A 13,340-nucleotide genomic window follows, 5' to 3' on the forward strand; every position below is an offset into this window, starting at 1 on the left:
GACGACAAGGGCGCGGGGGGCTGTCTCCCGCGCCTTAGAGATTTTGACCAAGACGAAAGAGGGCGCGCCATGGCGACCCAAAGCTCTGCCACGGTCGCAAAGACCGGCCGAAACCCTTTCCTGCGCACCGTTGCCGCCATCTCGACCTTCGCGGGCTGGTGTTCGGCGGCGATGATCGTCGCAGCGGTGGCGATCACCTGCCAGATGATCTTCGTGCGCTTCGTGCTGAACGGATCCACCACGTGGCAGACCGAGGCGGTCGTCTACCTGATGATCGCAGCGACGCTGATCGGTCTGTCCTATGTCCAGAGGTTGCGCGGTCACGTGAACGTGGACCTCGTCCCGCTCGTGCTGCCGATGCCGATGCGCCGTGCAATGGCGATGCTGACGCTGGGCTTGTCGATCGCCATCGTGGCGGTGATGACGTTCTATGGCTATGAGTTCTGGCACTTTGCATGGGAGCGCGGCTGGCGGTCCGATACCGTCTGGGGGCCGAAGCTGTGGATCCCCTACCTCGCTCTGCCGCTGGGGCTGGGCCTTCTGCTGCTGCAACTGGTGGCCGATTTCGTGGCCCTCGTGCTGCGCATAGACAAGCCTTTCGGATTGGAGGCCAACTGATGGATCCGCTCACCCTCGGCGGGCTGGTCGCGCTCGCCACCATTCTCGTTCTGTTTTCGGGCGTTTCCGTCGCGATCGGTCTGCTGATCGTCTCCGCCGGGTTCCTGATCCTCTTTGACGGGATGCGGTCGCTCGAACTGATGCCCGAGATCATGTTCGGGAAGCTGGACAATTTCGCGCTGCTGTCGATCCCGATGTTCATCATCATGGGGGCCTCGATCGCCTCGACCCGGGCGGGCGCCGATCTTTACGAGGCGCTGGAACGCTGGTTGACGCGCGTGCCCGGCGGGCTGGTCATCTCAAACCTCGGGGCCTGCGCGCTGTTCTCTGCGATGTCGGGGTCCAGCCCCGCGACCTGTGCCGCCATCGGCAAAATGGGCATTCCGGAGATGCGCAAACGGGGCTACCCGGACGGGATTGCCGCCGGTTCCATCGCCGCAGGCGGCACGCTGGGCATCCTGATCCCGCCCTCGGTCACCATGATCGTCTATGGCATCGCCACCGAAACCTCGATCGGGCGGCTGTTCCTTGCGGGCGTGATCCCGGGTCTGCTGCTGGTGGCGCTGTTCATGGCGTGGTCGCTCTATGCCACCTGGCGGTCGGGCAACACCGCGGTTCTGTCCTCGCGCAGTTACAGTTGGCGTGAGCGGATCGAGATCCTGCCCCGCGTTCTGCCCTTCCTCTTCATCATCCTCGGCGTGCTCTATGCCATGTATGGCGGTATCGCGACGCCAAGCGAGACCGCCGCCGTCGGGGCGCTGCTGTGTCTGCTGATCGCGGTCGTGATTTACAAGCTCTGGAACCCGCGTGACCTGTGGACGGTGCTGCGCGACAGCACCCGCGAAAGCGTGATGATCCTGTTCATCATCGCCGCTGCGGGCGTGTTCTCCTATATGCTGTCGAGTCTCTTCATCACACAGTCCATCGCCGAATGGATCGGCACACTGGACGTCAACCGCTGGGTTCTGATGGCCGCGGTCAACGTCTTCCTGCTGATCGCCGGGTTCTTCCTGCCGCCGGTGGCCGTGATCCTCATGGCCGCGCCGATCCTGCTGCCGATCATCACCACCGCCGGGTTCGACCCGATCTGGTTCGCGGTTGTGCTGACGATCAACATGGAGATCGGCCTGATCAGTCCGCCTGTCGGTCTGAACCTCTATGTCATCAACGGCATCGCGCCCGACATTTCGCTGAAGACCATCCTCATGGGGTCCTTGCCCTTCGTCGCCTGCATGGTGCTCGCCATCATTCTGCTGTGTGTGTTCCCGGAACTTGCCACCTGGTTGCCCGATGCCGTCATGGGGACCGCGGTATGAGCTTTCTCGCCGACCTGCTTTCCACCGTGCTCGAGCGGCGTTATCGCGGCGACGCTCAACCGGACCAGAGTGGACGCTCGATCGAGGATCTGTGCCACGACCTGCTGGGTAATTCCGGCGAGGTATCCGGAATGGTGCTGGCCCGGCACGTGCTCGACCGCTATGCGGCGATGAGCGAGGAGGAGAAACGCGCCTTCTTCAGCTTCCTCGTGCGTGACCTCGGTGTCGATCCGCAGGCGATCCGCGACGCCGCCGATGCTTATGAAGACGCGCCCGGCAAGGCGACCTATCGCGCGCTCTTGGCCGCGTCCGAAGCCCGGCGGCAAGAGCTGGCCCGCCGGTTGAACCAGGTGCCCGGCGCGACCGGCCAGTTGGTCGAGATGCGCAAGGACCTGCTCCGCATGACCCGCGACATGCCCGACCTTTCGATGGTCGACCTGGATTTCCGGCATCTCTTCGCGTCGTGGTTCAATCGCGGTTTCCTGGTGCTGCGGCCGATCAATTGGGAAAGCCCTGCAGGCATCCTCGAGAAAATCATCGCCTACGAGGCGGTGCACGCAATCCAGAGTTGGGATGATCTGCGCAACCGCGTGCAACCCGAGGATCGACGCTGCTTCGCCTTTTTCCATCCATCAATGCCGGATGAACCGTTGATCTTCGTCGAGGTGGCGCTGACGCAAGGTGTTCCCGGATCCGTGCAGAACCTTCTGACCGACGAGCGCGCGGTCGTTCCGGCGCAGGAGGCCGACACGGCGGTGTTCTACTCGATCTCCAACTGTCAGGACGGGCTGGCCGGTATCTCTTTCGGCAACTCGCTGATCAAGCAGGTGGTCGCGGATCTGTCGCGCGAACTGCCTGACCTCAAGTGTTTTGTAACGCTATCGCCGATCCCGGGCCTGACCGCGTGGGCTCGCGAAACCGGCGCGCGGATGCCCGACGGCACGGCCGAACGCCAGCGCCAGTTTGCCGCGAACTACCTGCTGAACGCCAAACGCGCCGATGGTGCGCCCTACGATCCGGTGGCACGCTTTCATCTCGGCAACGGAGCGCAAGTTCATGCGGTCCATGCGGATGCCGATGTTTCCGAGAACGGGATCGCGCAGTCGGGCGGCACAATGGTCAATTATATCTATGACCTGTCCTTGATTTCACGCAACCATGAGCGCTATGCCGCGGACTGGAACGTCGCTGCGTCGCCCGAGGTTCGCGCTCTGGCGCAGGCGGTTCAGCCCGAGACCGCGTAAGGAAGACCCAGATGGCCAATCCCCTGTTCGACACCCTGTTCGGAAAGCATGCGGGCAAGAGCACGCCCTTCCTCCATCTCGCGGATGGATCGACCGTGACCCACGCGGCGTTCCTGGCGCAGACGGCGCAATTCGCCCATGCCCTGCGTGGACTTGGGGCAGGGCCCGGGGATCGTGTGGCGGTCCAGATCGAGAAATCGCCTGAGGCCCTCGCGATCTATGCCGCCTGTGTGCAGGCCGGGATCGTCTTTCTGCCGCTCAACACCGCCTACACGGCGGACGAGCTCGCCTATTTCGTCGACAACAGCGGCGCACGGATCCTTGTCTGCGACGGTGCCAAGCGCGACGCGCTCGCTCCGGTCGCAAAGGCGGCCGGCGCCCGGCTCGAAACGCTCGATGCGGACGGAAGCGGGTCGCTGCGCGCGCTGGCCGACGCGGAGTCCGATACTTTCGCAACCGAGGACCGCAGTGCCGATGATCTCGCGGCCTTCCTCTATACGTCCGGCACCACGGGCCGGTCCAAGGGCGCGATGCTGACCCAGGAAAACCTGCTGTCGAATGCAGAGGTTCTGGCCGACTACTGGCGGTTCTCCGACGCCGACGTGCTGCTGCACGCATTGCCGATCTTTCACACCCACGGCCTGTTCGTGGCGACGAACATCACGCTGATCGCGGGCGGCGCGATGATCTTTCTGCCTCGCTTCGATCAGGACCAGATCATCGCCGAACTGCCTCGCGCCACCACGATGATGGGCGTTCCGACCTTCTACACGCGCCTTCTGAACGACGACCGTTTCACCCGTGATCTCGTCGCGCATATGCGGCTCTTCGTGTCCGGCAGCGCGCCGCTTCTGGCGGAAACCCACGTGCAGTTCGAGCAGCGCACGGGTCACCGTATCCTCGAACGCTACGGCATGACCGAAACTAACATGAACACCTCCAACCCCTATGACGGCGACCGCCGCGCGGGGACCGTCGGGTTTCCGCTGCCGGGGGTCGAGCTGAAGATCACCGATCCGGCCAGCGGTGACACTCTGCCCACGGGCGAGATCGGCCAGATCGAGGTGCGTGGGCCCAACGTTTTCAAGGGGTATTGGCAGATGCCCGAAAAAACCCGCGAAGAGCTGCGTGAGGACGGCTTCTTCATCACCGGCGACCTCGGCCGGGTCGACGCGGACGGCTATGTCCACATCGTCGGGCGCAACAAGGATCTGATCATCTCGGGCGGTTACAACATCTATCCCAAGGAGATCGAACTGCTGCTCGACGAACAACCGGGCGTGCTGGAAAGCGCCGTGATCGGCGTGCCGCACCCGGATTTCGGCGAGACCGTCGTTGGCGTCTTGGTCGCAAAGCCCGGCGCGACGCTCGATATCGATGCGATCGGCTCCGCGGCGGGACAGAGCCTTGCCCGGTTCAAGCATCCGCGCAAGTTGATCGTGGTCGACGATCTTCCGCGCAACACTATGGGCAAGGTGCAGAAGAACCTGTTGCGTGACCGGTTCGGCGACCTTTTCACCTGACCGCGCGCTGCTTTTTCCGCGTTGACAGCGGGCCCGCTGCGCTCTTATAGGCAAAGCATCGTTCAGCCGGTTCCGGCTGACCGTCGTGGTGATTTGTTACCGGATTGCGGACCACGCTAAACACGCCGCTAAAAGGTCAGGATGAAAGCCCCCTTTCGCTTGACCGCGTTCGGGGGTTTTTTGATGTGCCCTTCCAGCACAGGGCCGGAGGACGAGATGACCGACACTTGGGACAAGCGCACCACCGCGGTGCATGGTGGCACCCGCCGCAGCCAATACGGAGAAATGAGCGAGGCGATTTTCCTGACCCAGGGCTTCGCCTATGACAGCGCCGAGGCCGCCGAGGCGCGGTTCATCCAGGCGGGCGAAGACGAGTTCATCTATGCCCGGTACGGAAACCCGACCGTGCGCATGTTCGAAGATCGCATCGCCGCGCTCGAAGGCGCCGAGGACGGCTTTGCCACCGCCTCGGGCATGGCTGCGGTCTCGGGTGCGCTGACCTCGATGCTGAAAGCGGGCGATCACGTCGTGTCCTCGCGCGCGTTGTTCGGCTCCTGCCTCTACGTGCTCGAGGAAATCCTGACGCGCTTCGGGGTTGAGGTCACTTTCGTTGACGGTACGGATATCGATCAGTGGCGCGCGGCGTTGCGCCCGGATACCAGGGCCGTGTTCTTCGAATCCGTGTCGAACCCGACTCTGGAGGTGATCGACATCCGCGCGGTCAGCGAGTTGGCCCATGCGGTCGGGGCCACGGTGCTGGTCGACAACGTTTTCGCGACCCCGGTCTTCTCGCGCGCCATCCACCAGGGCGCCGATGTCGTGATCTATTCTGCAACCAAGCATATCGACGGGCAGGGCCGCGCCTTGGGCGGCATCATCCTGGGCACGCGCGAGTTCATCCGCAAGACCGTCGAACCCTATATGAAGCACACAGGCGGCTCGATGAGTCCATTCACCGCGTGGGTGATGCTCAAGGGGCTGGAAACCATGGCGCTGCGCGTCAATGCGCAGGCGGACACCGCGCTGACGCTGGCCAAGGCGTTGCAGGGGCATGCGGGTTTGAACACGGTGCATTATCCCGGTCTGCCGGACCACGCCCAGCATGCGCTCTGCACCCGGCAGATGGGCAAGGGCGGCACGGTGATCTCGCTCGACCTGAAAGGCGGGCAGGAGGCGGCTTTCCGATTCCTGAATGCGCTGAAGATCGTCAAGATTTCCAACAACTTGGGCGACACCAAGTCGATCGTGACCCACCCGGCGACCACCACGCACCAGCGTCTGCCCGACGACCAGAAATCGATGCTGGGTATCACGCCGGGTCTCGTCCGCCTGTCGGTCGGCATCGAGGCTACCGAAGATCTGCTCGCGGATGTTTCGCGCGCGCTTGATGCCGCAGGCTCTGGGACGCCCTGAGGCGCGCGTCGTCATGGTGCCGCAGATCAGGACAAGCGCGTCGTGGTCTTGATTGATCCACGGCCCTGTCTGCAGCGTATCAATGCAGACAAGTGGAAATGCGGTTGCCGAAGCGTTAAGTAAGGTTCGGAACCGCCACGCCGAAAGCACGGGAGCGCGCCATGAACATCCATACTCCGGACCTGAACCAGTCACCGGACCGATCCGAGGCCGAGGCTGCGCTCGACACGCTGCGCATCTGGGCGCGTGGGGCGAGCGAGGCCGAGATTCTGGCGCTCGATCCGTCGATCGCGCGCTTGCTGCCGGAAAAGACGATCGATTATCCGACCCTGTCGCGCAGCTATCCCGAGTCCTTCGAAGTCTCCGACAGCTACAAGGCGAGCCTTCCCGACCTGCAGAACGGGCCATCCAGCCTGATCCGTGGCGCGCGCCAACAGATCCAGCATGTTGGGATCTCGAACTTTCGCCTGCCGATCCGTTTCCATACCCGCGACAATGGCGACCTGACGCTGGAAACCTCCGTCACGGGCACGGTCAGCCTCGAAGCGGACAAGAAAGGCATCAACATGTCGCGCATCATGCGCAGCTTCTACCGCCATGCCGATCGCACCTTCAGCTTCGAGGTGATGGAATCTGCTCTGGACGACTACAAGAGCGACCTGGAAAGCTTTGATGCCCGTATCCAGATGCGGTTCTCCTTCCCGATGCGCGTGGACAGTCTGCGCTCGGGCTTGTCGGGCTATCAGTATTACGACATCGCGCTGGAACTGGTCGAAACCGATGGTGTGCGCCAGAAGATCATGCATCTGGACTACGTCTATTCTTCGACCTGCCCCTGCTCTCTGGAACTGTCCGAGCACGCCCGCGCGACGCGCGGACAACTGGCGACGCCGCACTCGCAGCGCTCCGTGGCGCGGATTTCTGTCGAACTGGACAGTGACGCCCAATGCCTGTGGTTCGAAGACCTGATCGAGGCTTGCCGTCGTGCGGTGCCGACCGAAACGCAGGTCATGGTCAAGCGCGAGGACGAGCAAGCCTTTGCCGAACTCAACGCCGCCAACCCGATCTTCGTCGAGGATGCGGCGCGGTTGTTCTGCGAACAGCTTTTGGCGGATCACCGGATTGGCGACTTCCGCGTCGTCGCGAGCCACCAGGAAAGCCTGCACAGCCACGACGCTGTGAGCATCCTCGTGGAGGGCGAAACCTTCGCTGCCCAGAGCTATGACCCGAAACTGTTCTCGACTCTGGTGCACGCAGGCTGAACCTTGCCGACACATTTTTCAGACGGTCCACGAGGTTAGCCTGTATTTGCGGCAGAAATGCCGCATCGCAGCAATTTGTGCTGCGCCCGCTCTCCGATTGCGCTACACTGCGCGCATGGTGGGGATGTGACGGCGCGGATAACCCGGCGCGACACCCCGCCGGAGAACGTGATGCACGAGACCATCGACCGCGCCAGCGACATGGTCAAGGCTTGGATGTCCTTGGCTCAACTGGCCACTGATGCACAGTTCGTCGTGGCGATGCGCCTCATGGGGCTGACGGGCGTCTGGCATGTGCCCGACAGCGAGAAATCCGCGATGGTCGAGGAAAAACTGCCCGCCTTCACCGAATCGATGGTGTCGGGAACCCTGACGGCTTTGTCCGGGCGAGGCCCGGACCGCGTCATGCAGGCGATACTCGCCCCGATCTCGGAAAAGGCCAGTTCCAACCGGAGCCGGCTTGCTGGCCACGGACCGCGGTACTTCGGCCAACCCCGACCCGAAACAGACTGAATCTGAAAGAGAGACATCGAATGACCCCCTTGCTCAACCCGTTGGAGCTCCATGCGGCCTACATGCGCGCGGCCGGCCGTGCGCTGACAACGAATATGCGGATCATGGAAATGGTCGCGCAGACCGCCATCGAACTGCCTTACGCGCCGATGCGGGCGATCGTGGCTCGCGCCAAGATGCCCTGCGCGCCCAAGGTGGCTGCGAAGCCCGCTTCCAAGGCGGCGCCGGCTGAGACAGCTGAACCGAAGCCGACTGCGAAAGCCGCTCCGAAACCGGCTGCCAAGACCGCACGCAAACCCGCTGCCAAGGCCGCTCCGGCCGAAAAGGCCGCGTCGAAAGCGGCGACCAAGGCTGCACCGAAGCCGGCTGCGAAAACTGCGACGAAATCTGCACCGAAGCCGGCCACCAAAGCGGCAACCAGGCCTTCGGCGAAGGCGGCTGCAACGCCCAAGACCAAGGCCGCGCCAAAACCGGCTGCCAAGGGTGCAACCAAGACCACTTCGAAAGCGACGGCCAAGACCGCGCCTTCGACGACGGTGAAAGTCGAAACCGAGGCTCCCGTAAAAACCGACGTTGTCGGAAAGCCGGTCGAGACCAAGGCACCCGAGGCCGTCGCGAAATCGGTCGAGACGAAGGCATCCGACGCCGTCGCAACGCCGGTTGAGAGCAAAGCGCCCGACGCTGTCGCCAAGCCGCTCGAAACAAGGGCGTCCGAAGTGACCGCAACACCGGTTGATCAGGCCGCCACTGCCGCGCCCGAAGTTGCGCAGGCCAAGATCGACACGGCCTCCGCCACCAAAAAGGCGCGTCGCGAACCGTCTGTTCCACCCGCGATGCCTGCGGGCGTGTCGGAAAGCGCCAAGGACGGCGACGAGAAACCGGCCAAGGCCGACTGATAGCCGACCACAAGATTGGGCGCATCCCTGCCGGGGTGCGCCCTGCCAAGGCCGCGTGTGACACGTCCACCAAACGGCCGAACTGCCCGAGGGAGGAAACCGGAGAACATGACTCGAGGTTTCCCATGCCAAACGACCAGATTCACATCACGGCACTGTCGCCAGGCTGGCGGGCCCGGCTCGACTGGTATCTTGCGTCGTGCGGGCAGGGGTTCAACGCCGGGATGATCGGCCGGGACCGGCTGCATGACGTTGCGGCACTGGAAGCGCTCAGTGATGTCGAGCTTTCCGGTCTGGGTCTTGAAAGAGCAGATATTCCGGCGCTTGTCTTCGCTGACCTCTTTGGTGTGCCCACGCCAGATGACGCGGGCGATGCTTGACAGCACAGACGCCGCACGCCAACGCTGCGCCTCATGTTTGACCTGCGTCCCGTCGGATATGTGATCGGCCTTCTGGTGGCCATTCTGGGCCTCACGATGGTGTTGCCGATGGTCGCCGACCTGATCGAGGGCGGTGGGCATTGGACCGTCTTCTTCGAGAGTGGCGTCGTCACCATGTTGACCGGCGGCGCGATCGCGCTCAGCTGCTCCAACGGCGTCAAGGAGGGGTTGTCGATCCAGCAAACCTTTCTGCTGACCACCGGTGTGTGGGTCGCACTGCCTCTCTTCGGCGCGCTGCCCCTGATGCTGGGCGCGACGAACCTCACCTTCACCGATGCCTTCTTCGAGGCGATGTCCGGGCTCACCACCACAGGATCGACGGTGATTTCGGGGCTCGACAGCCTGCCGCAGGGTATCCTGCTCTGGCGCGGCATCCTGCAATGGCTGGGCGGTATCGGCATCATCGTCGTGGCGATGGTGTTCCTGCCCGAGCTTCGGGTCGGGGGGATGCAGATCTTTCGCAGCGAAGCTTTCGAAACCATGGGAAAGATCCTGCCTCGCGCGACCGAGATCGCTAGCCGCATCTCGGTGATCTACGTCGGGCTGACGCTGCTCTGCATCCTCTCCTACCTCGTGTTGGGCATGGGATTCTTCGATGCGCTGGTGCACGCGCTTACCACGATCTCGACCGGAGGGTTCTCGAACTACGACGCGTCCTTCGGCACCTTCCAGGGGCCGCTGGAATATGTCGCCTCGGTGTTCATGATCCTCGCGGCACTCCCCTTCGTGCGATATGTCCAGCTACTGAACGGCAACACCAACTCGCTGTTCACCGATCCGCAGATCCGGGGCTTTCTCGCCACGATTGGGGTCCTCGTGCTGTTCATGTGGGTCGAACTGCAACGCATCTTTCCGCATCACTGGGAGCAATCGCTGCGCGAGGCGCTGTTCAACATCACGTCGATCATCAGCGGCACCGGCTATGCCAGCGTCGACTACATGCAGTGGGGTCCGCTGCTGATCACGCTGTTCTTCTTCATCGGCCTGATCGGCGGCTGCGCGGGTTCGACCGCCTGTTCGGTCAAGATTTTCCGTTACCAGCTTCTTTTCGCCTCGATCCGGGTGCAATTGCAGCGCATCCGCAGCCCGCACGGCGTCTTCCTGCCGCGCTATGGCGGGCGGCGGGTGGATGACGACGTGCTAAGCTCCGTCATGTCCTTCTTCGTCTTCTTCGTCGTTACGCTGGGCATCGTCAGCTGGGGGCTGGCTTTGACCGGGCTCGACTTCACCACGTCGATTTCGGGCGCTGCGGCGGCCCTCGCCAATATCGGCCCGGGCCTCGGCGATCAGATCGGTCCGTCGGGCAATTTCGGCGGGCTGAACGATGCGGCCAAGTGGATGCTGACCATCGCCATGCTGATCGGACGGCTCGAACTGCTCGCCGTCTATGCCATACTCACCGTCCAATTCTGGAGAGCCTGATGAAACGACCGCTCGGAGCCCAAATCTCGCACATGCTCAAAGATCGCGGGGTCGACGTGATCTTCGGTATCCCCGGTGTGCACAATCAGGAAATGTACCGTGGGATCGAGGAGGCTGGGATCACCCATGTCCTCGCGCGCCACGAACAGGGGGCGGGCTTCATGGCCGACGGCTATGCGCGCGCGACCGGCAAACCCGGCGTCGCCTATGTCATCACCGGTCCGGGCGTCTGCAACATCATGACCCCGATGGGGCAAGCCTATTCCGATTCCGTACCGTTGCTCGTTCTGTCCTCGTGTCTTGATGAAGCTGCGGCGCGCAAGGGCCAGTTGCATCAGATGAACGACCAGGAAATCGCGGCCGCCACTGTCTGCGACTGGTCCGCCACGGCGGAAAGCGCCAAGGCCGCCTTTGCGCTGGTCGAGCGCGCATTCGAGGAATTCGATAGCCGCCGTCCCCGCTCCAAGCACATTCAGGTGCCGATCGCGCTATTGCAGGCCGAGGCTGACCCGGCACCGGCCCCGAACATGCCCGCTCTGCGCACCAAGGCGACGGCGACCGAGATCGCGCCGATCCTGTCGCTGCTGCCCTTGGCGCGTCGTCCATTGTTCATCCTGGGGGGCGGGGCCTCGGGCGCCTATTGGCGCCAGATCATGGCGCGCACCGGTGCCGCTTGTTTCCAGACCTATGCCGGGCGTGGCACAGTGGGCGCGGGCTATCCGCTGGATTTCGGCTCGACGCTCGCGCGGCCTGGCAGCGCGGAGGTGATTGCACGCGCCGACCTTGTCGTGGCGATCGGCACCGAACTAGCCGAAGTCGACCTTTGGCGCACGCATCTGGGCCACCAGTCCACGATGGTTCGGGTCGATATCGACCCGACCGTGCTGGCCGACGATCAACGCGCCGAGATCAAGATCCTGGCCGATGCGCGCGACGTGGCCGATGCACTGCTGCTCGCGACCGAAGACATGACCCCCAACACCGATTGGACCGAATCCGAAGTGGCCGAGACCCGCGCGGTCTGGCATGCGGAAACCGATGCCGAGCGGCCGGGTATCGTTCCTGTCTGCAAGGCCCTGCGCGACTGCCTGCCGGCCGAAACGATGATCTACTCCGACATGACCCAATTCGCCTATGTCGCAAAGGAAGTCTGGGAGATGCACCGCCCGGGCCACTGGCATCACCCCTATGGTTTCGGCACGCTGGGCTATGCGCTGCCGGCGGGCATCGGCGGTGCGGTCGGGCGACCCGGGCTGCCGACCATCGTCATCATCGGCGACTATGGCTTTCACTATACAATGGCCGAGCTGGGCGTGGCGGTGGAGCTTGGCCTGCCGTTGCCGATCATCCTGTGGGACAACGGCAAGCTCAAGGAGATCGAGGACTCGATGACAGGTGCCCAGATCGCGCCCAACGCGGTGATCGCGAAGAACCCGGATTTCTGCAAACTGGCCGAAGCCTTCGGTGCACGCTCCGCCGCGCCTGGCTCGCTTGACGAAATGCATCAGGCCGTCAAGGACGCCCTCGAGGCGGACGGCCCGACGTTGATCCATGTGACGCCCGGCCTGCTTGGGTAAGGGAGCGTGTCCTGCTCTTGACAATGTGGGCGGTGGGCTCATCCTCCCTTCAAGCTCCCTCTGTCAGGAAAAGGATATCCCCCATGCGATCAACGCCTCTCGGTCCGGTACTCGGCATGGTGGCCGCGCTTGTCGCCTCCACCGCCTTGGCCGATCCCTTGCCATCGTGGACGGATACCGACGCCAAGACCCGGATCACCGAGTTCGTGTCGTCGGTCACTGATCCCGACAGCGATAGCTATGTTACCCCGGCGGACCGGATCGCGGTGTTTGACAATGATGGCACGCTCTGGGCCGAACAACCGGCTTACTTCCAGATCTACTACGCGATGGACCGCATCGCGCGGCTGTCCGAAGCCGACCCGTCGATCCTGACCAGTGATCCGCTGAAAGCCGCGGCAAAGGGTGACCTCGCCGGTGTCATGGCGGGCGGGGAGAAGGGATTGCTCGAGGTCATAACCGTGTCGCATTCCGGCATCTCGGTCGATGATTTCATCACGGATGTGCGCGACTGGTTGGATCGCGCGACCCATCCGCAAACCGGCATGGCTTATGATGCGATGATCTACCAGCCGATGCTTGAGCTGCTGGGCTACCTGCGCGACGAGGAGTTCGCGACCTATATCGTTTCGGGCGGCGGCGTGCATTTCATCCGCGCCTTCGCCGAGGAAGCCTACAACATACCGCCCCAGCAGGTGATCGGCAGCGCGAGCAAGACCAGCTATCAACTGGTCGATGGTGTGCCGACGGTCCTCAAGGAACCGCAGATCGCCTTTATCGACGACAAGGCGGGCAAGCCCGTGGGCATCGACAACAAGATTGGCAAGCGGCCGATCTTCGTGGGCGGAAACTCGGACGGTGATTTCGAGATGTTGGAATGGGCCACGGCGGGCGAAGGGCCGCGTTTCGGCCTGATCGTGCACCACACCGATGGCGAACGCGAATTCGCCTATGACCGCGACAGTTCCGTGGGCAAGTTGGTGCGGGGGCTCGACGAAGGCCCCGAGCGCGGTTGGCTGATCGTGGACATGGCCGAGGATTGGGAAACGATCTGGCCCGCGCGGTAGCCGGGGTCAGCGCGTGAACAGGCCGCGACCGCACCCGGTCGCGGCCTTT

At 63.4% G+C, this 13,340-nt stretch carries 12 protein-coding genes and 1 riboswitch; all 12 genes read left to right on the forward strand.

The window, feature by feature from the left end; genetic code table 11:
- Positions 1 to 69 precede the first annotated feature (69 nt).
- The 12 genes from JF290_RS06205 to JF290_RS06260 all read left to right on the forward strand — a co-directional run bounded on the left by JF290_RS06205 (position 70) and on the right by JF290_RS06260 (position 13,291).
- Entirely contained in the window at positions 70 to 618 is a 549-nt protein-coding gene (locus JF290_RS06205) for a TRAP transporter small permease (protein WP_199023895.1), read from the forward strand.
- Positions 618 to 1,934: a TRAP transporter large permease gene (locus tag JF290_RS06210; protein ID WP_199023896.1), complete on the forward strand. Its 1,317-nt coding sequence runs from the start codon at positions 618 to 620 to the stop codon at positions 1,932 to 1,934. Before JF290_RS06205 ends, JF290_RS06210 begins: the two co-directional genes overlap by 1 nt.
- Positions 1,931 to 3,178: a malonyl-CoA decarboxylase gene (locus tag JF290_RS06215; RefSeq protein WP_199023898.1), complete on the forward strand. Its 1,248-nt coding sequence runs from the start codon at positions 1,931 to 1,933 to the stop codon at positions 3,176 to 3,178. Before JF290_RS06210 ends, JF290_RS06215 begins: the two co-directional genes overlap by 4 nt.
- Before the next feature lie 11 nt (positions 3,179 to 3,189).
- A complete protein-coding gene (locus JF290_RS06220) occupies positions 3,190 to 4,701 on the forward strand; it encodes a malonate--CoA ligase (protein WP_199023900.1) in 1,512 nt (503 codons plus the stop codon).
- A 75-nt stretch (positions 4,702 to 4,776) separates the two neighbouring features.
- Positions 4,777 to 4,853: riboswitch (SAM riboswitch) on the forward strand.
- A gap of 64 nt (positions 4,854 to 4,917) precedes the next feature.
- Entirely contained in the window at positions 4,918 to 6,114 is a 1,197-nt protein-coding gene (gene metZ, locus JF290_RS06225) for an O-succinylhomoserine sulfhydrylase (RefSeq protein WP_199023902.1), read from the forward strand.
- 161 nt (positions 6,115 to 6,275) lie between these two features.
- On the forward strand, positions 6,276 to 7,376 hold the full coding sequence (gene folE2, locus JF290_RS06230) for a GTP cyclohydrolase FolE2 (RefSeq protein ID WP_199023903.1): 1,101 nt from the start codon (positions 6,276 to 6,278) through the stop codon (positions 7,374 to 7,376).
- Positions 7,377 to 7,547: 171 nt separating this feature from the next.
- On the forward strand, positions 7,548 to 7,889 hold the full coding sequence (locus tag JF290_RS06235; RefSeq protein WP_199023904.1) for an antifreeze protein: 342 nt from the start codon (positions 7,548 to 7,550) through the stop codon (positions 7,887 to 7,889).
- A 20-nt stretch (positions 7,890 to 7,909) separates the two neighbouring features.
- Positions 7,910 to 8,785, forward strand: a complete 876-nt coding sequence (locus tag JF290_RS06240) for a hypothetical protein (protein WP_199023906.1) — start codon at positions 7,910 to 7,912, stop codon at positions 8,783 to 8,785.
- Positions 8,786 to 8,910: 125 nt separating this feature from the next.
- A complete protein-coding gene (locus JF290_RS06245) occupies positions 8,911 to 9,165 on the forward strand; it encodes a DUF1127 domain-containing protein (protein ID WP_199023907.1) in 255 nt (84 codons plus the stop codon).
- 33 nt (positions 9,166 to 9,198) lie between these two features.
- On the forward strand, positions 9,199 to 10,647 hold the full coding sequence (locus JF290_RS06250) for a TrkH family potassium uptake protein (protein ID WP_199023909.1): 1,449 nt from the start codon (positions 9,199 to 9,201) through the stop codon (positions 10,645 to 10,647).
- A complete protein-coding gene (locus JF290_RS06255) occupies positions 10,647 to 12,224 on the forward strand; it encodes a 5-guanidino-2-oxopentanoate decarboxylase (protein WP_199023910.1) in 1,578 nt (525 codons plus the stop codon). Before JF290_RS06250 ends, JF290_RS06255 begins: the two co-directional genes overlap by 1 nt.
- Before the next feature lie 83 nt (positions 12,225 to 12,307).
- Positions 12,308 to 13,291, forward strand: coding sequence for an HAD family hydrolase (locus tag JF290_RS06260; RefSeq protein WP_233155166.1), 984 nt, complete (start codon positions 12,308 to 12,310; stop codon positions 13,289 to 13,291).
- Positions 13,292 to 13,340 lie beyond the last annotated feature (49 nt).

It is taken from the genome of Sedimentitalea arenosa (assembly GCF_016428585.1).
Classification (GTDB): domain Bacteria; phylum Pseudomonadota; class Alphaproteobacteria; order Rhodobacterales; family Rhodobacteraceae; genus Sedimentitalea; species Sedimentitalea arenosa.